Source organism: Bdellovibrio bacteriovorus, from assembly GCF_001592755.1.
Taxonomy (GTDB): Bacteria; Bdellovibrionota; Bdellovibrionia; order Bdellovibrionales; family Bdellovibrionaceae; genus Bdellovibrio; species Bdellovibrio bacteriovorus_E.
This window is the reverse complement of sequence record NZ_LUKF01000012.1, coordinates 1-21152: the sequence shown is the minus strand read 5'-3', so window position 1 is coordinate 21152 and position 21152 is coordinate 1. Positions and strand designations below refer to the sequence as shown.

At 44.7% G+C, this 21152-nt stretch carries 22 protein-coding genes and 1 rRNA gene; 12 read left to right on the top strand and 11 right to left on the bottom strand.

The genetic code is table 11. The features are described from left to right. Nucleotides 1-3: 3 nt before the first annotated feature. The 7 genes from AZI85_RS06800 to AZI85_RS06770 all read left to right on the top strand — a co-directional run bounded on the left by AZI85_RS06800 (nt 4) and on the right by AZI85_RS06770 (nt 8704). Complete coding sequence (locus tag AZI85_RS06800; protein WP_063243388.1) at nt 4-312, top strand: hypothetical protein; 309 nt, start codon at nt 4-6, stop codon at nt 310-312. Between the two features lie 92 nt (nt 313-404). Beyond that, a complete protein-coding gene (locus AZI85_RS06795; RefSeq protein WP_063243387.1) occupies nt 405-740 on the top strand; it encodes a hypothetical protein in 336 nt (111 codons plus the stop codon). A 209-nt stretch (nt 741-949) separates the two neighbouring features. Continuing rightward, nucleotides 950-2959, top strand: coding sequence for a DUF3943 domain-containing protein (locus AZI85_RS06790; RefSeq protein WP_063243386.1), 2010 nt, complete (start codon nt 950-952; stop codon nt 2957-2959). A 55-nt stretch (nt 2960-3014) separates the two neighbouring features. After that, nucleotides 3015-3431, top strand: coding sequence for a VOC family protein (locus tag AZI85_RS06785; RefSeq protein WP_063243385.1), 417 nt, complete (start codon nt 3015-3017; stop codon nt 3429-3431). A gap of 9 nt (nt 3432-3440) precedes the next feature. Further along, nucleotides 3441-3995: a flavin reductase family protein gene (locus tag AZI85_RS06780; RefSeq protein WP_063243384.1), complete on the top strand. Its 555-nt coding sequence runs from the start codon at nt 3441-3443 to the stop codon at nt 3993-3995. A 104-nt stretch (nt 3996-4099) separates the two neighbouring features. Then, a complete protein-coding gene (locus AZI85_RS06775) occupies nt 4100-7576 on the top strand; it encodes a hypothetical protein (protein WP_063243383.1) in 3477 nt (1158 codons plus the stop codon). A 36-nt stretch (nt 7577-7612) separates the two neighbouring features. Then, nucleotides 7613-8704 carry a M24 family metallopeptidase gene (locus tag AZI85_RS06770; RefSeq protein WP_172795313.1) on the top strand — a complete coding sequence of 364 codons (1092 nt, stop codon included), beginning with the start codon at nt 7613-7615 and terminating at the stop codon, nt 8702-8704. Here AZI85_RS06770 and AZI85_RS06765 read toward each other — a convergent pair. Then, complete coding sequence (locus AZI85_RS06765) at nt 8701-9030, bottom strand: DUF1904 domain-containing protein (protein WP_301335687.1); 330 nt, start codon at nt 9028-9030, stop codon at nt 8701-8703. The two genes, AZI85_RS06770 and AZI85_RS06765, sit on opposite strands and share 4 nt — an antisense overlap. Nucleotides 9031-9064: 34 nt before the next feature. On the opposite strand from AZI85_RS06765, the gene AZI85_RS06760 reads away from it, so the two are divergent. Beyond that, nucleotides 9065-9847 (top strand): methyltransferase domain-containing protein, encoded by a 783-nt coding sequence (locus AZI85_RS06760; RefSeq protein ID WP_063243381.1) that lies wholly within the window; start codon nt 9065-9067, stop codon nt 9845-9847. Nucleotides 9848-9916: 69 nt separating this feature from the next. Here the strand turns inward: AZI85_RS06760 and AZI85_RS06755 are convergent, their stop codons facing one another. After that, nucleotides 9917-10486 carry a hypothetical protein gene (locus tag AZI85_RS06755; RefSeq protein ID WP_063243380.1) on the bottom strand — a complete coding sequence of 190 codons (570 nt, stop codon included), beginning with the start codon at nt 10484-10486 and terminating at the stop codon, nt 9917-9919. Between the two features lie 247 nt (nt 10487-10733). Here AZI85_RS06755 and AZI85_RS06750 point away from each other — a divergent pair, with 247 nt between their 5' ends. After that, the gene (locus AZI85_RS06750) at nt 10734-11834 is read left to right on the top strand and encodes an OmpA family protein (protein ID WP_063243379.1); all 1101 of its coding nucleotides are present in this window, start codon (nt 10734-10736) and stop codon (nt 11832-11834) included. Nucleotides 11835-11886: 52 nt separating this feature from the next. Here AZI85_RS06750 and AZI85_RS06745 read toward each other — a convergent pair whose 3' ends face one another. From AZI85_RS06745 to AZI85_RS06715, 7 genes are all read right to left on the bottom strand, one after another. Further along, the gene (locus AZI85_RS06745) at nt 11887-12186 is read right to left on the bottom strand and encodes a hypothetical protein (protein ID WP_063243378.1); all 300 of its coding nucleotides are present in this window, start codon (nt 12184-12186) and stop codon (nt 11887-11889) included. After that, complete coding sequence (locus tag AZI85_RS06740) at nt 12183-12671, bottom strand: RNA polymerase sigma factor (RefSeq protein ID WP_063243377.1); 489 nt, start codon at nt 12669-12671, stop codon at nt 12183-12185. Before AZI85_RS06740 ends, AZI85_RS06745 begins: the two co-directional genes overlap by 4 nt. A gap of 6 nt (nt 12672-12677) precedes the next feature. Then, on the bottom strand, nt 12678-13103 hold the full coding sequence (locus AZI85_RS06735) for a Spy/CpxP family protein refolding chaperone (protein ID WP_063243376.1): 426 nt from the start codon (nt 13101-13103) through the stop codon (nt 12678-12680). Nucleotides 13104-13164: 61 nt separating this feature from the next. Continuing rightward, a complete protein-coding gene (locus AZI85_RS06730; protein ID WP_063243375.1) occupies nt 13165-13779 on the bottom strand; it encodes a pyroglutamyl-peptidase I in 615 nt (204 codons plus the stop codon). Next, nucleotides 13776-15503: an alpha/beta hydrolase family protein gene (locus AZI85_RS06725; protein ID WP_063243374.1), complete on the bottom strand. Its 1728-nt coding sequence runs from the start codon at nt 15501-15503 to the stop codon at nt 13776-13778. Before AZI85_RS06725 ends, AZI85_RS06730 begins: the two co-directional genes overlap by 4 nt. Before the next feature lie 426 nt (nt 15504-15929). Beyond that, nucleotides 15930-16604: a FliG C-terminal domain-containing protein gene (locus tag AZI85_RS06720; protein WP_253720887.1), complete on the bottom strand. Its 675-nt coding sequence runs from the start codon at nt 16602-16604 to the stop codon at nt 15930-15932. Nucleotides 16605-16845: 241 nt separating this feature from the next. Continuing rightward, nucleotides 16846-17979: a hypothetical protein gene (locus tag AZI85_RS06715; protein WP_253720886.1), complete on the bottom strand. Its 1134-nt coding sequence runs from the start codon at nt 17977-17979 to the stop codon at nt 16846-16848. A 283-nt stretch (nt 17980-18262) separates the two neighbouring features. Between AZI85_RS06715 and AZI85_RS06710 the strand changes: the two genes are divergently transcribed. Beyond that, a complete protein-coding gene (locus tag AZI85_RS06710) occupies nt 18263-18928 on the top strand; it encodes a hypothetical protein (protein ID WP_155723955.1) in 666 nt (221 codons plus the stop codon). A gap of 9 nt (nt 18929-18937) precedes the next feature. Then, nucleotides 18938-19951 carry an alpha/beta fold hydrolase gene (locus AZI85_RS06705; RefSeq protein WP_063243371.1) on the top strand — a complete coding sequence of 338 codons (1014 nt, stop codon included), beginning with the start codon at nt 18938-18940 and terminating at the stop codon, nt 19949-19951. 140 nt (nt 19952-20091) lie between these two features. Here AZI85_RS06705 and AZI85_RS06700 read toward each other — a convergent pair whose 3' ends face one another. Beyond that, nucleotides 20092-20370 carry a hypothetical protein gene (locus AZI85_RS06700; protein WP_063243370.1) on the bottom strand — a complete coding sequence of 93 codons (279 nt, stop codon included), beginning with the start codon at nt 20368-20370 and terminating at the stop codon, nt 20092-20094. Between the two features lie 357 nt (nt 20371-20727). Here AZI85_RS06700 and AZI85_RS17640 point away from each other — a divergent pair, with 357 nt between their 5' ends. After that, nucleotides 20728-20877 (top strand): hypothetical protein, encoded by a 150-nt coding sequence (locus AZI85_RS17640; protein WP_155723953.1) that lies wholly within the window; start codon nt 20728-20730, stop codon nt 20875-20877. 79 nt (nt 20878-20956) lie between these two features. Here AZI85_RS17640 and rrf read toward each other — a convergent pair. Next, nucleotides 20957-21073 (bottom strand): 5S ribosomal RNA (rrf, locus tag AZI85_RS06695). Between the last annotated feature and the right edge of the window lie 79 nt (nt 21074-21152).

The following is a 21152-nucleotide window of genomic DNA, read 5'->3' as shown; positions in this document are numbered from 1 at the left end:
TTTATGATCTTACGCTCCCTCGTTATAGCCTCTCTTCTTATTGCTGCATCTTCATCAGCTTCGGCACGTCTTCATCGCTTCAAAGAAGGTGGTGGTGATCAGTCTTTCCTTTTTAAATGCACGGATACCAATAAATCCCTGACCGTATTAGGTTTGCGAGATTCTTCCGAAGAAATTGAAATCTTAATCTTCTGGCAAGATCAACTCGTTCATCACGGAACAGGACAAATGAGTGAAGATAGAAAGGCGCTCTTTGCAGACGGCCTTGTCTTGGATCTTTCATTTCTAAATTGTACACGTGGCAGTCGCTGACACAGTTTGTGTCAAGATTTCTGGCTCCCGCGAAGAAGCGAGCGTATGAAGGGCTCAAGACAAAACAACAACCCTTCATGAAAGGATAAAACATGAAACTAAAAACAATGATCTCCTCAGTCTTAATGCTTCTTCTAGGACAAGCCGCTGTCGCCGACAGCGCTACGTTGTTCACTTGCAGATCTCTTCCTACCGCGGACTCTGCCCTCCTGATCTACGGAGTTCCTCAGGAAAACACCGACATTATCGATCTGGTAATATTCGTTAATGGCGAGATCAAAGCGACAGACCAGGGTATCTTGGTTGACTCGTACACTCGCTATGTTGGTCAAAGCTTTGATATCAACTTTGTAGAAACAGCAATCACTGCCAAAGCTCGAAATCCGGTTTTGAGTGTTCGTCAGTCTGAATCATTGATTTGTGAATAAATCGCGCGGGCCCTGTTCGATAACGGGGCCTCTTCGCAGCACTGTCTCATCTTGAGACTAAAAAATGAAGATCCCGATCGCTGTAAATCAATTTGCGGCTCTTTCGCTCAGCGATCCCTTGAAAGCCCCCTAATTTTTAAAAGACAAACATCTTCTGTGGCAAACCTGTTGCAATAAAAATTCACGTTGGAATGTGCCGGGAGGAAGCTATGGGAATCAGAAAATGGAACTGGATGCTATTGGCGTTTTTCAGTTTATGTTTCGTAGGTCTGGAAGCTCAAGCTTACCAAGTGCCAAAAAAAATCCTGGTCTCTGTCGGCGACCTGAAAGAAAACCATAAACTTTCTTGGAGAAAAGAAACATGCGCCTTGATCCATACACTGGCTAACCAAATCAGTGATGTGGCTGTCAACGTGACTTGTCGCAGTTTCGATGTTAGTAATTTTGCAGATAAAGAACTTATCGAGCTTCGTCGTCACCATAACTATCATTTACGTCTGACTCGCACCCGAGAAGGCGAAGTCAAGATGGACGTTTCTAACTGGAGCCGTAATTTCGAAACGGATTTCGAAAATCTGCAATGGAAGTTTAAGGCTTCCCCGACGGACAATACGCAAAACGAAGCTATTGCCAAAGCCGCTTCTAACTTCTTTATCTATGCCGCCAATGAAAAAACTTTTCGCGCAGGATTGTTAGTCAACGGTGCCGCGGAATCTAATGAAATTATCTATGATCAGAAAAAAGGGCTTTTCCTGGACAAATATACAAACGAGCCCTTAACTATTGATCAAGCTTATGCTCGCTTTGAAAAAGAAAGTCCTCGCAAAAAGAACTACCTAAGAACGGGAATAGAAATCGGCGTCATGCTTTCGGCCGCTTTAGGGATCTACTATAAAAATTTGGCTTATAATCGTCAGGATTTTGATTACGCTCTTGGGGAAGGTATTCGTAAAAAGTTGACCGGTGAAGCCATTCTCTTTGATGACAATGATAAATTCGCCAACGTCGGACATATCTTCGCTGGGGTCTTGTATTATCAAACGGCTCGCGCCAATGGTTTTAATTCCTTAGAGTCTTTTTTGGTGAGCTTCGCGTCTTCCGCCGCGTGGGAATTTTTAGAGTATCATGAAGTGTTTTCTTTGAACGATCAAATCATGACTCCTATCGGAGGTTACGTGATTGGCGAAGCTTCCTATCAGATTTCCTGCGCGCTTTTAGCAAAAGGCACCACGGCAGGGAAAGTCCTCGCTTACAGCATCAATCCGGGGTTGGGTTTAAACCACGCTATTGATAAAATTCAAACTGGTGACAAGTATGCTTCTCAACCAGATTGCAAAAAGCCACGCTGGTCTGATATTTCCGTTTATGTCGGTCTTGAAAAAAATCAGAAGCCCTTTAAACCCACAGCCGAAAATACTTACGTTCTGGGGATGAGTGCGGATGTTGTGAATATCGAAAACTACGCCAAACCCGGCCACGAAGCTAAGATGGTTTATGATACAGCCATGGTCAAAGCCCTTCTTGAAAATAATGGTGGCGATGGAATGGGTGATCTCAAGCTGATTGCGCAAGTCACAATGGCGGCGTACTACAAAAAGAATGTTGAACAGGACGCTCACGGACAGCTCCGCGGTTACGATCTTATCTTGGGAGTCGGCTCTGGAACAACTTTCCATGATCGCGGCGGTGACAAACAATCCGGGCATGAAGACTTTTACGGTACGATTAATATTTTAGGTGCTACGGCTCGAGCCAATATCTATTACAAGGGCATGAACATCCAAGCCGAGTTTGGTTTCTACGGTGACTTCGCGATGGTCAAGTCTTGGGCCTTAAATGACTTCGAAGCTCGCAACGGAGGATCTTTGGCCGGTCAACCTAGCGTTGTCCAGAAACGCGGATATTACTGGGGCCTGGGCACAACGACGCTCGCCGCTCTGTCTGCGGAACAAGGTCGTTTCAAGGTTGGCTATGAACTGCAATCTTCACGAGCGTCAGATATTCAGTCACGTCACCGAAACCAAAGCGATGTTCAAGACCCCGCCGACTTTCAAGACAGCTATATGTCTCACCGTATCTATGTGAGATTCCGTCTTACAAAGAACCTGAGCTTTCAATTATCACGCGAAGCCATTGTTCGTGCTGGCTCAGCCAATGGGCAAGCTACGGCAAAAGGCAAAGAAACACGCACGATGGGCACTTTGGTTTATCTTTTCTAAGTAGTAACTTGGGGCCGTCCTCTTCACTCCCTAGAATAATCGTCAGGAGTGAAGAGTGCTTCAAGGTGTCTTAATAAATATCGACGTCGATAACACAGAAAAAGCTATCAACTTTTACACGCAGGCTTTAGGTCTTAAAGTCGGGCGTCGCTCTGATTCTAAGTTTGTTGAGCTTGTTGGCGGCTCTTCCCCTATTTATCTTTTAGAAAACGAAACCGCGACTCTTCCCTTCCCCAAGGCTCGCCAAGGAAGAACATACTCCCGCCACTGGAGCCCTATTCATTTAGATTTCGTCGTTTCATCTATTGTTAAAAGCAAAGAACAGGTTCTTGCTGCCGGCGCCATTTTAGAAATCGACATTCGCCATGAACCCTATGGTAAACTCGCGACCTTTTCAGACCCTTTCGGCCATGGTTTTTGCCTGATTGAATTTACCGGAAGAGGATACGATGAAATCGCAACGACATCTTAAGGATCAGATATGAAGTACGCAAAAAAAGATTTTCCAGTTTCTAAAATTCGTCGTTTTTTAGAGCCCGGTCCCATTGTGTTGGTGTCGTCGTTTTATAAAGGCGAAACGGACATTATGACGATGGGTTGGCACACGGTGCTTGAGTTTTCGCCTTCTCTTATCGGGTGCATGATCACAAACGCCAATCACAGCTTTGAACTAATTAGGAAAAGCAAAGAGTGTGTGATCAACATTCCCGAGGTCGCTCTTTTGGATAAGGCCGTTAAAATTGGAAACTGTTCCGGAGAAAACGTCGATAAGTTCGAAGAATTCAACCTAACGGCAAAGAAAGCCTCCATCGTCAAAGCACCCCTGATCGAGGAGTGTTTCGCAAACCTTGAGTGTCGTCTGTACGACGCCAAGCTTGTTCAGAAGTACAATTTCTTTATATTTGAAGTAGTTAAGGCCCACGTGGCGAAATCAGCCAAGTACCCAAAAACTTTTCACTATACCGGTGATGGAGTTTTCACCCTTTCTGGACGCAACGTCACCCGACGCAAACTATTTAAGCCCGAGTATCTTTAGGATCACTATTTCGTTCTAGTAACAAACCTGATCTTTTCGCAACTGGCATTCTACATAAACTAACACTAAGACGTCGTCTTTCACTTTTCCACAAGGTAATTGATATGACGCTCGTAAAATTGGTTCTGGTTGCTCTGGCTGCATTGACTCTCTCTCCTGCATTTGCAGCGAGCCCCTACTCCCCTTCCGAAGGTATTATTGAGCAGGGGCATGATCCGGTCTTAAACAAATACCGTCGCAAATACTTTTACGAAAACGGAAAAATCAGTTCTGCCAAACTAACAAACCTTTTGCAGTTCTTGGAATTTCAAAAATCGTTTCTGATGGATTCCGCGAAAATGAATCGCAAAGCCAATCTGATCTTGGTACACGGGTATGAGAACGACAAGGCAGAAAAAGAAGGACTAGAGGCACAAGCGGAAGAAGCTGAAACGATCGCGCCTCTTATTTTCGCTATCGAGCACGCTCAAGATCTAAAAAATCGTTATCGCCAAATGACTCCCCTGCAAATTCATGAAAAGGTCGAACTTATTCTTCTCTTTATTGGAGCAGGATACACCCCTTACCCAAAGACGCTCTTTACTGATCCCATAGACCGAGCAAAAAACTTTATTGAAAACTTTTTTGAATTTTCCGTGAGTGAACAGGGTCAAACTCAAGCCAGCAATTTACTGCTTAACGGTCAATTTGCCTCGCAGGCCGCTTTAGCGAAATTCAAGGCTGCTGGCGGGGATGTGAGTTCTTTAAATCCTCCATCTTCTCCAATCTGGACAGACAATGATATCGAAGCCTATGACCCTTACGCCGAAGTATACTGGAATAAAAAATTCTTCCCCCCTCGCGAAAATGAATTTCCACTTTTTCACTATGAAAGAATGGGAAACGGCACCATCAAATTCAAAACCCATTGGTTTGATGAAAGTGAACTCAACAAAAAAGGCAAACCGAAAAAGAAAGATGTCACTTTGCGTGTCGGTTTTGAGGCCTACAACGCTTCGGTCGTGAACCATCTTGCGCGCATCATTGGCTATCCGGCAAACCCCACAACCTTCCGTCGCCATATTAAGTTGGACTTAGGCGAGGTGAGCTTTGAAGAGTTCGTGACCCAATGGAAGCTAGTGCACGGAACAGAAATGGGCAGTGCCATCACCCACGTCGAGCGCATTCCCGGCGAAAACGCCGTCATTCTAAAAAACGTGACGTTAGAGGCTTATCCTGACAAAGAGGAATATCGTAGAATGGGCCCGTTCCGTATGGGTGACAACGGCCTTCGCAATCGCCGCGAATATCGAGCCATGGTTCTTTATAATGCACTCATTTCTTTGCAGGACCAGTTTGAATATCAGGCTCGGGTTGATGCCGTGAAAGATGAAGCCCGAGGCTGGCTTCCTATTTTCTTTCTTTCAGACACGAGTTCTGCCTTAGGACTTCCTGCCATGCTTGGAAATGTAGGGGCCGTGAACGAATTCACTTGGGAATTCACGAAAAGAAGCCATGGCCAAGTTCGTTTGTTCTGGTTTTCCGTCTTTAACTCCCGCGCTTGGAAAGACACCACTTATAGCGACGTGAAATGGTTAGCTCGCCGCATGGCGCGCATAAAAACCGCGCAGATTGATGCCATCATGGCGACGTCAGGATTTCCTGAACCGGCAGCCAAGCTGTATGCAGAAAAATTTAAATCACGTTTGAATAAAATGATGATTGATTTTAATTTAGATCAAGAAGGTTATTCACTTCATCCTGTTCTTTCTAAAGAAACTCTCGCCGCCACTTATCCCGAATATATAAGCGAAAACGGTTTTCTTAAAGAAGGAGCTCAAGAATATCCGGAAAACACGCTTCCTATTTTAGGCAATCGCTTTACGCCTCTTCAAGCAGGAATCGTCTATACGATTAACTATCTTCAGAACCGCTTTCTGCAACTTTTTAATCCCGCGACTTATGAAAACGCCGGTAATTTCACTATCGACTTGGGCCATGCGACCATTCAAGGGGACATTGGCTATGATGCTTCTCGCAGTGTCACTGTGAATCCTGAATTGGGTCCTGGGCAAAAGCGCTATCTTCTGAAAGATAAACTCAGCATCAGCGTGCCCATCGGCTTAGTCTCTGACCGTATAACAACGCCCGTGGGTTTATACTACACCTACACTTTCGAATACATGCACAGTGTTTCTACCATGAAAGAGGTGGGAACAAGCCGATTCTTTGCGCTCTTAAATCCGTTTAGTATTTTAGATATTCGTCGTTCCTTGGGAATTGGAGAACAGCTTCAAGTAACCCATTCCATTGGAGCTTCCGTAGGTAAAACAAAACTCAAAGTCATCGAAGACATACAAATTGAAGCGGCCCTGCTCGGCTTAAGCTACGCCTCGGTCAAAACTTTGTACTTCGCAAAACCTCATCCCACTTTGTTCGAAATTTCTACGGACTATGTCGACGTTGCCTCTTTCCAAACCGGTTTGGATGTGCGCACCTATGTTCGTCTGGCAGCGAATTTCCGCGCAGAAAAAGTGCAGCGTACTTACAAAATCTATAGAGTCGATACGCTCAATGAAGATCCTTTGAGACAAACCCAGCTCCAAGAATCCTTCGATTCTGCGTTAATAGACAATGACTTTAGCTCGCTGGCACGAATGGTAAAGCCGCACGAATGGACTGAATCCTCTAGGAACAAAAATTCCCATTTCGCTTTCTTTGTCTGGAATCGCGGCCGAAATTCAGGCGTCAGTGAGTTGACAGTGAATGGCCAAAAACTTTATGTCGCCCATAAAACGGACACCTATGACCGCTCTTTAAGTCGCATTTGGAACGACAAGGTCAAAGGCGGAGTCGCCGAACCCGTCGTAAATTTCGTCGGCGAATTTTGGGGAGAAGGGAAATACGTCAATCTCGCTTTTGAAGGTGTTGTCGATGCGAATAAGAAAATCTTCTCGGAGATGGAAGTGATGATCACACTTTCTATGTTCGATAATTATTGCACACGCAAAGAATTCGAAAATGATTTTAAAAAGTTTTTCAATTCTCGTTCAGGTTCAAACAAATACATTCGTTTTTCTATGCCTGATGAACTAGGCGCTTATCCCGAGATCGAAGGGACCATGCGCTGGCAAATTTCTAAGGACGCTCTGTATGATATTCTGAAGGCGGCGTCCGACATAAATAATCTTGAGTATCTTTTACCCGGAGGAGGCCGCTTTCACGATCGTTACGAAAACACGGTCTCTGACGCCCGCTCACAGGTCAAAGATCGCGCCTATAAACTGTCTTATGGAATTAAAAGAGGCATCACACCTTATGGAAAGCCTTACTCTCTAAGTGACCAAGCTAAAGATCTGATTTTTGTTTTAGATCATTTGGTCGGACGAAAAGCAGAACATATTGGTCAGCTTCGCCGACTGACAAAGGATGATAAAATTTGGGTGACGACAAACATCTCAAACATGCTGGAGCTCAGCCACCCGACTTTTAGACATCAGAAACAAAGTGAATTTTGGGCGCCGGAGATTGGAAAGTATCAAGGTCATAGCTACTTAGATCGCTTCCGTCGAACTGTGTTATTGCAGCCCGTCTTTCAATAGCTTGTTTGTGCGGACATGCTGGCCGATCCTAAATTTATGAGTGAGGCGGTCCGAAAAATCGAAATTGTGCGCGAGCTCATGAAAGCTCATGACTTAGAAGCTGTCTTACTAAAAGGTGTAGACTGGTTTAGCTGGGTCACGGGCGGCGGCAATAGCGTCGTCATTTACACTTCTGAAGTGGGCGTGGCCGAAGTTCTTATCACGCAAGAAAAAGCCTGGGTTTTAACGGATGCTATCGAACGCGAAAGACTTTTAAACGAGGAAGTCCCGCCCGTATTCGCGTTGTTGGCTTTCCCTTGGGAAAATATAAACTCATCCCAAGACTTTGTTCACCGTCATTTAAAAATTTCACGATGTGCTTCGGATCGACCTTCAATTCAAGAACTGCCATTGCACTTTGATTTTCACAAAGCGAAAATGACCTTGGCAGACGACGAATTAGAGCGCTATCGAAGACTCGGAAAAGATGCCGCCGAAGCGATGACAGAAGCACTTTCCTTTGCAACACCTGATTGGACGGAATTTGAAGTGGCCTCGGAAGGGGCGCGTTCTTTACTTCGTCGCGGAATTGATCCCACACTAGTCATGGTAGGCAGTCATCGTCGTATCCAAATATACCGACACCCGATTGCGACTGATGAAAAAATCGGCGACGCCGCAATGATGGTGTTCTGTGCCCGTCAAGGGGGCCTTTACGCCAATCTCACTCGCTTCGTTTACTTTCGCAAAATGAAAGAAGAAGAAAAGCGCTCTCATCAACATGTCCTGGAAGTCGAAAGCGCTGTCCTGAAAGCCTGTCTAAAAAAGCAAAGCATGAGTTCACTTTATCAAGTTTTGAAGAATAGTTACATGCAACGCGGATATCCAGAAGAAATCCACCGTCATCATCAAGGTGGTCTGACAGGATATCTTTCGCGCGAACATGTGGCGCGGCCTGAATCGCCTGAAGATTATCGTATATATGATTCCTGTGCGGTGGCGTGGAATCCCACGCTTCCCGGTGCGAAAATTGAAGATACGATTTTAGTCAATGAGCATGGTCTGGAAGTGCTTACCGTTGATGAGCGTTGGCCGACACAAGAGTACGAAGGTTTGCGTCGTCCTCTTCCTTGGATCAAAGAACCTTAAAAATGCGTTCCGTTTTCGTAGTAGGCTGTTTTTTCTAGAACTTGAAAAACGACGACGACATCATCGCATTTCATTGCTTCTTTTACTTTTGCCGTAATGATTTCCGCGCAGCGATTCTGCACTTCCTGCGACCGCGCAAACCAAAGCACTTCAATAAAAGGATAAGAGGCGTCGGGTTTTCCTTTGGCAAAGAATTGAGTCGAAACTGCTTCGAAGGTGAAGTTATCTTCAGATGTATTCATTTCGTCCGCCAAAATCTTTGGCAACTCTGAACTCATTTGACTTACAACTTCGGTTTTGATTGCGCGCATGCGGATATGAGGCATGATGGAAGTATCACTGAAACCAAGGACATTGTCTATGAGTAAAGATACTTGGAATCCGCAGCAATATCATAAATTTCTTAACGAGCGCTCTCAGCCTTTCTTTGATCTGATGGATATGGTCGACGGTAAATCTTCCTTACGGCGCATCGTCGATCTTGGTTGCGGTGCGGGAGACCTTACCGAAGTTTTACACCAAAAGATGCATGCACAAGAAACCTGGGGGTTCGATACTTCTGATGCCATGTTAGAAAAAGCAAAAAGCATTTCTGTGGAAGGACTGCACTTTAAAAAAGAATCCATCGAAAACATCCGTCAACATGGCAAGTTTGATTTGATTTTTTCGAATGCGGCGATTCAGTGGTGTGACAATCATCCCGCTTTGTATAAAGATCTTAAAGACTCCTTGCAGCCGCAGGGCCAGCTTGCGGTCCAAATGCCTATGAATCACGACTATCCGACACATGTTTTAGCCGTGCGTATGAGCGAAGAAGAAAAGTGGTTGAAGCTTTTAAATGGCGAATCCTACAAACAACATCTGACGATGCTAACACCAGAGACTTATGCCTCTTTGCTTTTCAAATTAGGTTTTAAAGAGCAAAAAGTTCTGCAACGGGTTTACGCACATGTTATGAACTCCCGTGAAGATGTTATTAGTTGGGTTCAAGGAAGTCTTCTTACCTATTTCCAAAGCAGATTGTCTGCGCAGGATTTTGCTGATTTCACGAAAGAGTATCGTGAGCGGTTGTTTCAAGAGCTTCCCGACGACAAGCCTTTTTTCTATCCGTTCAAACGCATCTTGATGTGGGCGCGTATATAGAAATCCGTCTTTGGGGGCAGGAATTTTTCCCAAGGAGCTTCCTCCCTGGGAAAAAATATTTTTGAACAATTATTCGTTGTTCGCTGCAGAGGCTTTGCCTTTTTTCTTCTGCGCCGCTAATTCCAACTCACAAACTTTCACTTTTGTTTCATATTCGTCTTGGCGTTTTTCTAAGGTATTTTTGTAATCCTTAAAGCGCGCTAAGCGATCTTTTAAGTATTCTTCAGAAACTCCGACGATGCGTTTTTTGTCTTCCACTCCGATGGATGAAAAATCATCATCTGGCGTCACGTACTGTCTAGACTCAGTCCAACGTACTTTGCCATCCCCACTGTTTTCCACACTTCCCAACGAAACTCTGCAATCGCGCAAAACTCCGTAAAGCCCACGGTTGTCCAAATAACGAGGGCCACCCAGGACCTTCGCTTCCAAATCGTAAACATCCAATTCAAGACGGCGAAGCTCTTCGCTCATCACGACTTTGCGTTGGTACACCATATCTCCGTCTTTCACTCCAACGACGGAATCACTACGCACGGGTGCTGACATATCTACGGTGGTATCAATGTCTTTTGCTTTGTGTTTTGATGAACAAGCTGCAACAGCGAACACTGCACATACTAGAAGTAACTTACGCATACATCCTCCACGAGTTCTGCTTCTTCACTGTAGCAGGGCAACCGACAAGGTCAAATTCTATGCGCTATGACGATCTTTAGACGTTTCAGATTAAGACCAGGATCGTATTACGTGGTGGTAACTCCGTTTTGGGACAGATGCCTAGTCTGCGTCATTTATCTCGACAAACCTACATTCTTTAGGCCTGTGAAAATTTGATTCTGTGCATGAGAGGTAAATACTAAAGCTGACAAAAAAGGAGACTACCATGAAAACACTGATCCTCACTGCAATACTATGCGTTGGTTCCTTTTCTTACGCGAATCAAGCAGACCAAGAGTCAACATCCAGTACGATGGAGTTCACTCGAGAAGAAGCTGAAACAGCTCCCCGAGGCCTCTTACCCTTCATTGGGCTAGGTGGTGGTTACACTGGATATGACGAAGATGGTTCCGCGGAAGGAACGCCCGCAACACTGAAACTATTAGGTTCCTGGTACCTACAGGCCCCCGTGGTCTTTGACCTCGGTTACGGGGTGAACAACCAACAGTTCTCGCAAGCTGGTAACAATGAAGACACAGCCATGACAGGTGGTGCGTTGGAATTTGCGGCCCGCTATCGTTGGGATAGTACACGTTGGCAAGCCGGTGTCGTAGGTAACCAATTTTATGAACAAGGTCAGGACTTAGGCGCCGATCAAGGGGACGCGCACTTCGTCGGTTTGCAAGCCTTGAAAGAATTCAATCTTTCTGCAAGTTGGCTTGCCCGTCTGGGAGCTCGTGCAATGGCGATGACAAATACAGTAGATAATAACGTCTACATGTATCTGATCGACTTGCAAATTGGTTGGAACCCGTCAGCGTACAGAACTTCAGTAAGAACGACAGAAAATCCTGTAGAAACTGAAGAAACTATCGTTGAAGAGGTTGTCGAACCAGCTCGTCCCGTCGCGGATGTTGAACCCGCTGCCGCCCTGGGAGCCGTGGGCTTAACAGCCTTGGTTGAAGATGAATCCAATATCGAGTTCCCTACAGCAAAAGCCACGGTCTCTCCCGAAGATAAAGAAAAACTGGCAAGTATCGCCGGTGTCCTCGAGGAAAATAAAGACCTCTATGATCGAGTTGAAATCCACGGATACGCCGATTCTACAGGTAGTGAACAATTCAACCAACAACTGTCTGAACAACGCGCCGAACAGGTTCGTTCTATCTTACAACAAAATGGTTTAGATGATGTCGATGTCGCTGCGGTCGGTAAAGGAACTGCCGATTCTACCGGCATGCAAGATTCGGATCGTCGCGCTGAATTGATCTTTATTGGGGTCAAAGATGAGGCGAAACTTCGTGAAGCCTTATCAACGATTGAATAATCTTTGATAGCTTACGATAAAAAAGATCTGGCTTAATAAAGTCAGATCTTTTTTATTTTTCAAATACCGTGACAAATTCTTGATCTATTTCCGCATCGACTTCACTCTGCATCTCGGCCCATTCTTGCTGAAGATAGACTTCTTCTTCATTCATTTGTGGAGGCGCTTTTTCAAATCGCAGAAACACCACCGCTACTAAAGATGTCACCAAAGTAGGAAATAAGATCCAAGCAATACGTCGCGGTCTTTCTGCCTGAATATGAGCCCAGATGCGGGATGATTCCGCATAATCCGCTTCAGGAGCTTTGCTGGCGTGAGCCTTTAAAAAGTCTTTTAAAGATTTGTCATTCATACTTGCACTCCTTTTCTGGCCATGAGTTCAGTCATCTTCGTGCGCGCCTGATTCAAACGCGACTTTACCGTGCCTTCCGGGATACTGAGCGCTTCCGATATTTCTTTAATGCTCTGATCTTCCAGATAAAACAAAACGACTACCGCACGATTCTCAATGCTCAAAGAGGAAAGCATAAGATCCACCAGTTGACGGTTAGAAAGATCAGACTCTAAAGAGTTTTCCGTCTGGATGACAGGAAGCTCTTCTAATTTTTTATTCTTACGAAGATAATCAACGGCGCAGTTATAGGCGATCCGAAAGATCCAGGTAGAGGCTTCACTTTCGCCACGAAACTTATCACGATACTCCCAGGCTTTCATAAACGTCTCTTGCGTCAGATCCTTCAAAGGACCTTCCCCCGCCAAACGAAAAAGAAGCCCACGCACCTTCGTGGCATGGACTTCATAAAGTTTATGAAATGACTCTGCAGTTTTAGCGCTCACGTCGATTTATTTTCCCTGGCTAAAAAGTTTCGCCTTCTGTTCATCGGTTAAGACGTCACGAGCATCTAAAATACTTTCTAAACGGAGCTTCCCCAGCTGTTCTTTTTTATCAATCATAGCTTGAAACGCTTGTCGAATTTCTTCGCGAGAAGCGTTGGAACGAATCGATTGTTTAAACTTATGGCGCGCTTCTCGAGCTTCTGCACGGAGCTTCTCAGACTCCGCCTGTTTAGCTTCACGGATGGCTTTGAGCTTTGCCGATTGCTCTTCACTCAGTCCCAGCTCTTTCATCTTCTCTGGATTAAAGTGCTTTTCCATTGGGACAATTTCATCCTTGTGGCGGCCCCCGTCGCGTCCAGGACCACGGGCCAAGGCCGTGCTGGAAATAACAGATAGGACCACGATGGATGCAAGAAATTGATTCAATTTCATTGTTCCTCCTCTTTGTTTCCTTAGACGAAACAAGCGTTCAGAAGGTTCATTTTTATTTTTCTCATTTTGGAATTGCGGCCACTTGCGAAAGGATTTCAGTTAGAACCTCTTTCATCGTTTCTAACTCCATATAAGGCGTTCCCGGCGTCTTGTCAGCCACCTGCTCTTTGAGATACGGCACATGAATAAAACACGCTGCAGAGGCTTTTCCATTCGTTTTAAGCCACTGCAGAACTTGGTAGTACGTGTAGTTGCAAACATAGCCGCCAGCGCTTAAGGAAATCTCTACGGGAAGATCCTTTTGAATCAAAGCCTCTTTCCAAGTAGTCACGGGGGCTGACGTAAATAGAGCGCTTGCAGCACCCTCTTCAATCACTCCCCGTGATGGCTTATATCCCTCTTCGTCAGGATGTTCGGTCTCGATCCAGTTTAAAGCCACTCGTTCTAAGGAGACTTTATTTCGGCCCCCGGCTTGCCCGAGCATAAGAATGACGTCATAGGAATTATGCTGCAGATTACTTTTGATGTGCTTATGTGCTTCCGTGAAAGACACCGGCAATAACAGCGTTTCTGCTTGATGAGCAAAATCCCTCTTGAGCCAATCAAGAAGGATTTTGCTGGGATTTATCTTTTCATTTAAAAAGGGCTCAAACCCTGTTACGAGGATCTTCCTCATTCGAAATGGCTTCTCCAAGTCATATAAAAGTCACTGCTACTAGTACCACTTAATGGATGACCTTTGATACGGAATTCCACTTTCGTATTAAATTCACGAGTCATCGCTTGCGCTTCAGCATCCGTGCGTGGAACACGAGCCCCTAAGGCTTTCAGACTTGAAATCGGAATCCAGTATTCGCGCTTTTGCACGCAAGCGCCTGAAGCATTCCACGGACCGGCCGTAGAACAACTGTCAGCACCATTCCAGTTGAACAAGCGGAAGGTCACTTTCACCTCTTCTGATTGAGAATAGAATGTGAAGCTTTGTCCCACGTGTTCTTGAGTCGTACCGATTTTCTTAAAACCAAATGTCCAAGGAAGTTCTTGTTTTTGGTTGTAAGACTCTACGAATTCAGGGCTGTGATTCAGAACGAAAGTTCTCAATACAGCCGCAGAAGCCGCCATGCCGTACGCTGAAGAAAAGCCGCAGTGATTTCCGTAATTCAAATTCAAAGTACCTACGATCGGAGAGTTTTCATATTGATCGCTGTGCTCGACAACTTCGGTGTTGATTTTGTTACTCACGACCATATCATCGCGAGAAGCCCATAACATCAGTGGCGTCTTCACTTCTTCTTTCCAATTCCAGAAGTTATTACTTTTGAAGTAGGATTCAGGAGTACTTGCAATACCACGGCGTTTTAAAGATTCAGAGGCTAACAAACCGATATAATCCGGCATGTTTCTGCGACTTCCCGGAATATTTTCGTCGGTGATAAGATCTGGGACGTCTTTCACGTATTCGCGCGCTTCTCTGAAGTGATCTTTCGTCATCTTCGTGAAGATGCGACCGACGATTTGACCGCTATAAAGTTTGTCTAAAGTGGGACGAAGACTCACAACGCCACAAATAGATGTGACAGAGTTAAAAACTTTTTTCCCATTCGGTAAAGGATATTTGTCGTTGAACGCAGCACCTAGGACTGCCGCATTTCCACCCAAGCTGATACCCATTAAGTGAACACTCGAGATGCGGTCTTTGTGCTCCCACTTTTCCAACATCCACTTACCTACTTCCAAGGACTCGTAACCTTCGGACCATCCACCCAAAGTCACACGCTTGTTACTGTAGATATAATCCATACCCGTCTGATTCGCTAAGAACAGAAGGTTGAACGGGCTTTGGTCAAACAACATCATTGTATAAGCCTTGATTGACGCTGATTGCACCGCTGAACAGAAGACACCACAACGCACGATCACCAATGGGCGAGGGCGTGGATCATTCTTCATCGCCAGAATCGCTGGCACCTTGGTGCCATCCGCAAGTTTGATCACCACTTGTTTGATTTGGGGATGCGTGAACATCGGATAGATATAGCTTGAGTACTTCAAAAGACCCAAGATACCTAACGTCGAACGACGAGTGAGCTCCGAGGAGCAGTTCTTAAAATATTTATTTACTGTAGCGTAGTATTGGGCCGTTGTTAGTTTCTTACCAACGACACTATCTTCAAAGCGACGGGGATCACACCCAGGGCTGATATCTTTTGTACTAAGTCCATCTGGGACTTCATCCATAAGACCTTGAACCTTGGGAACATCCTCACCTGATTCTTTGGCTAGTTCTTGATAAAAAAGAGTTTCAGAATCGACTCCCGCTTTCCCTAAAGATTGCGCTTGAGCGATCGCAGTTACTGACAAAAACGTTCCAACACACATGCTGAAAATCTTAGCTGACATTTTTTACCTCACGTACTTCATGAGGCCTATCGACTAGGGTTTCGTCGGGGTTTAGAGAAAACTAATTTCGTCAAAACTCTTTACAAAATTAGGGACTTTTCGCTGGAAACTCGCCGAACTTCGTTTCGTTGCGATACATTTCTCGCGTCTTTTCTAAGAACTATATATGTCCGAACTAAGAGGCTGAGATCGCGACGACTCACATTCCAGAACGACTTCTCCGGACTAGCCATCAAGACAGAATAATGGTGGCCCATATAGAAAATCGCGATTGAAGAAGATGGATTCACGAAACCAGTCGTCCCGGTTCGTGACTTTCAGTTTGTGATGATGACGAATCAATGGAAATCTGGCGCGATGGATAGAAACAAAAAAAGTGAAGTATTAAACTCCACCTTTTTTATTTTTTTCTTTTAACTCTGCAAACTAAGCGATCTTCTTAATCTGCGCGAGTTTGTCTTTAAGAACAGAATTCTCATGCTTCAAAGCATTCACTTCTGAAGCTAGCTGATTCATCTTACGTTTTAAGAAATCCACCTCTTGTGAGGCAGGTTCTGAAGACTCGCCAACAATATTAGGCTTGGCATCTTTCTTCGCCACATCCACTTCGTAAGTGGGAACTGCAAAAGCATTCACACTCAACATCTCTTCAATGTTCTCTGGGATATGCAGCTCAGGATCGACCTTCTCAAGACGAATAATACCTTGAGAAACAAATCCACGCACATCAGACAGCATTTTTGAAATACACGTCGATTTTTCTGCAGGAGTTGGGTTTGACTCGGCCATAAGATCCGTGATCTTGCGTTTTGAAATCGGCGGCAAACAACCTAAAAGCTGTTCGACTTGCTCGGGAGGATTTCCATGCATCGCATTTGCCAATGTCAATGGCTGCACACGAGAAAAAATCTCTACCAAGTATTGACCGTCCCAAGAATAGACACGCGTGATAGTAAGAATGCGCTTACGAAGCGCCTCTTCCCACGCAGGACTTTCCCCCGCAATCAACGTTAGAAACTGCTCCCGCTTTGTCGCCGGTGATGTTTCCAACAACTGTAGCAATTGATAAAAGCCGCCCTTTTTTTTGTATCTGTCTAACATGCCCATATGTTTAGATGTATCGGAAACACAATCCGGGACTAAAGCATTAGCGAAAATAAATCTGATTCAGCCGCACAATTACCGCACGGCCGATTTCCACCGTTCTAGTTTGCAACACATATATAGTTGATCACTTGGAATCGCCGTCTCATCACGGGACTGCAGATAAGCTCTTACCAATAAAAAAAGGACTCCATTACAGAATCCTTTTTTTAAAATTACTTATAGATTAAATGGAATCCTACTGCAAAGACTCACACTTATAAGACAAGCTCACGCTTGTACCTGGAGTCAGATATTGATTGAACTTCAAAGTCTTTCCATCCATGTAGTGAGAGACTGGAGAACCAGACACTGTCACTACAAGATCCGTAGGATTGGAACAGTTCAACACGATATCCTTGATTCGCTCTGTGATCTTCGTACGAATTTGACCCAATTGAGTCGTGTAATCCGAAGAACAGATGTCAGCTGCGTTACCCCAGCCTTGATTTGTGAAAGCCAAGTAAACGTTACCAATGCTGCCTGTCACCATACCTGTTGTTACCGAGTAACCGTCCAAAGTCTGACTGTTTTGTTGATTCAAGCAGGCGCTGTCTTTAACGACAATCGCGTGCACGCTCAAAGAGTTGTACTTGTCGTCACCCAATTTGCTTTTTACATTCGAAATCAAGTAAGCCGGCTGATCCATTTGGTCCAAGTAGTAACCTTGGTTCCCATAAAGACCACTTCTTTCATCTTCATCGGCCAAGAAAATCACCGCCAAGTGAGCGTCTGAACGGATAAAGCTAGAAGGATTGTTATTCACAACCAAGTTCGCTGCATAAACGCCACGCTCATCGCCTGATGGACAGTTCTGCGCATAAGCCGAAGAATAAGCTGAAGAGTTGATAGACTCTCTGTTACCACCGTTATTACGGATCCAATTTGCGATAAACTTCTCACAGGCCAAAGTTTCTGGTCTTTGAATCGTCGAGTAGAATAATGTGTAGCGATCGCTCATTTGATTAGTGATGTAATTCACACCTGACTTAAATGGAATCAGAGAACCGGCTCCTGAGCCAGCAACATCTGTTGTTGTCATTGCGATACGGTAGTCGATTTTTTTGCTATCAAGATCCGCGATAAAGTTTTGAAAGCGAGGTGCAAGACGAGCTTGTTCAAACGACATTGAAGCAGAGTTATCGTTCACAATTAGAATGTCGACTTTTCCATAGCCTGCCGTTGCCGAGTATTCGAAAGAATACTTTCCATCAACGACCACACAGCCGCTATCTTTACATTTACTGTCGTCCAACGAGAACTTCACTGGGGAACATCCCACATAAAGTCCTACCAAAAAGGACAATGCTGCCATTCTAGTGAGCGTATTCATAGACACCTCTCTCACCCAATTACTTCCAAGCCTGATGCCAGAAAAAGGAGTGCGTTCTAAGTATTTGATTTCACTATACTTATGCCTTTATCTCTTTTACACAGTGGCCCTTCCTGGTTGTCGAAGTCTTAGACAAGAGCCCGCGAAGGACACTTTTTTGCCGTGAAATTTCACGGACTTATACCTTTAAATGACCTGGTCCGAAGAAGCGATTTTGGTCTCTGAGCCGAAAGGCTTTGAGGCTGCCTCAAAACTTTCCAATAATATTCAAGCGAGGTGTTTAATGGTTTATAAAATTTTGGGCGTTTTGATTATCGCTGCAGCAGGAGTTCTAGCTTACATCACCCTTCAACAAGATGACGGTGGTCTTCTTGGAGTCGGCAAAAAGGAAAAGAAAGAGCAAGCTTGCGTTCAACTGACTCCCGCACAACAACTGGCTCAAATGATCAACGATGATTTTCATGCCCTCGCGCAAGCTCAACAGCTTCCTGCGCAGTGGAACTCAATTGCGACCGTTGAAATTCGCATGAATTCAGAACTAGCTAAGGCCATTCTCGGCAAACAGCGTCCCAACATTCAAAGAGTGAAAGAGGGCACGGCATTTCTAGAAATGGAATTCATGGATCTACCCGATGAGGAAAATCCTGGAATCATTATTCAAGCGAGTCTTTTCGATATTAAATCAAAAAATAAAATTTTTGAGGTCGGTCGCACTTATACGATGGACAACCTAAACAACATTACTCCGCTGGAAGTTCCCACTCCTCCGCCTGCTGCTCCCGCACCGAGTGCGGCTCCGGCACAAACTGCGGCCCCCGATACAAATCCTGCGCAAGCACAGCAACAAAACGTCGCACCTGCGCAAGGTCAAAACACAAATACTCAACAAGCGCCAACTCCCGCTGTAAACTCCACTCCAACAGCAACTCCATCGGCACCTCAGAAATAGGAGAACGTGATGAAAAAGTGGACTGTCGCTTTAGGTTTGTTAGTACTCACTGCGTGCGCTGGAAAAACGGTAAAAGACAATGCGTCGGAAACGACAACGGCTAAGGGTTTCAACGCTGAACTTTCAACTTATCAATACCCGTTTCCGGTTCAGTACTACTCTTTTAAATCCCAAGAACAAGACTTGAAAATGGCTTACATGGATATTCCAGCTGGCCGTCCGAGTGATAAAGTGATCGTCCTTCTTCACGGAAAAAATTTTCCCGGAGCTTACTTTGAACAAGTGATCTTAGGCTTGAATCAAGAAGGTTATCGCGTGATCGTTCCTGACCAAATCGGTTTTGGAAAATCATCAAAGCCACAGAAGTACCAATACAGCTTTCAAACTCTGGCACAGAATACTTCCAACTTGCTAGCAAGCTTGAACGTTCAAAAGTTTCACTTGTTTGGTCACTCCATGGGAGGCATGGTCGCATCTCGCTTTGCCTTGATGTATCCCGAAAAAGTAACGAAGCTATTTTTAGTGAACCCGATTGGTTTAGAAGATTGGAAGACAATGACGTCGTATAGAAATATCGATGAGTCTTACAAATCTGAATTAGCGACAACACCAGAAAAGATTAAGCAATACCAGCTTGATAGCTATTACGACGGCAAATGGAAGCCAGAATACGATAAGTGGTTAGAAATCCCTACTGGATGGTTGCAAGGCCCAGACTATCCATTGATTGCTTGGAATGCCGCCTTAACTTCAGACATGGTTTTCACTCAACCGGTCTTCTATGAATTCAAAAACATCAAAGTCCCAACGATTCTAATCATCGGTGACCGCGATCGCACCGCCATCGGAAAAGCCTGGGCTTCTGAGGACATGAAAAAGAAAATGGGCAACTACCCCGTCATCAGCCGGCAAGTAACTAAGATGATCCCAAAAGCAAAACTGGTAGAACTCAAAGGCCTAGGTCACATGCCTTTCATCGAAGACTTCGAGGCTTTCTGGAAAGCATTAACAAAGAATTTATAGATTTAGGTCTTAGAGATTAGAGATTAGAGATTAGAGATTAGAGATTAGAGATTTAAATCTTTTGAATTAGTACGGGAAAGAAAATTCTTTCCCGTTTTTTTTAACGAAGCGCGATCACACTTTCAGTTGCAGATCTTCATTTAGGATAATGCGCGAGAAACAATATCTTGAGCGACAACATCAACTGAGTTCCCAGTCGACATACCCATCTGATTTTTAATCACCAAAGACATTCTTTTATTGGGACAAAAGCGCATACAAGAAGTGAATGAGACATTCCACTCCACATCGGGTCGAAGCTCTTTCAAACGAGCCACAAGCTCTTCCAAAAACTTTTTCTTTATAAGAAATGTACTTTCCTCTACTCCTTCAGCCGATCTAACAATACAGCCAGAGCAGATTTCCACGTTTTGCTTCATGCTTCTATCGTATCAAGATTGATGACTCTCATTAAGCAGAAAGAGGAAAGCCTACGTCATAGGAAAACTCGTTGTAAGATGACTGTTTACCGCCGGAAAGTGAGTGCTTAATCGCACCTTCAGTTTTATTAAAGGCAATTCCAGATTCACTTCCACGGCGGAAGTAACTTTGAGAAGAGGAACAACGGTAGAAATAACGCACCAGCTTACTGCCATCGTGGCAGTAAAAGATCCATCTGTCTTACTCCACCAACAATCCTTTAAACGAACCGCGTACCTATTTGGCACAAAGGGAAGCAGGTACCTTTAAAATATCAAGACGATCATTTTGGGGAACTACTCAGTGTTACTTCCATCGTGGAAGTAATTTTCGAGCAAGAACAACACCGGATTAACGCACTTTTTTACCGCCACGGTGGCGGTGAAAAGAACGAACTTTTATTTACTTCCACAGTGGAAGTGATGTGGTTTGGAGAGACAGTATTGATTATTGAAGGACTGATTTAGTAATGAAGAAACGAATTCAGCAGAAAAAAGGCGAAAAAAAACCCAGATTACTTTCGTAACCTGGGTTTAAGTAAAATAGAGCTGGCATCGTGCTACTCTCCCACACGGTCGCCCGTGCAATACCATCGCCGCAAGAGGACTTAACTTCTGAGTTCGGAATGGGATCAGGTGTGGCCCCTCTGCTATAAACACCAGCAAAGCGTTTATTAAGTCAAAGTGGAGTCGTTATAGACTCCGTTTCGTTTCTTTGCAACTTACTTCCAATCCAAATGGAG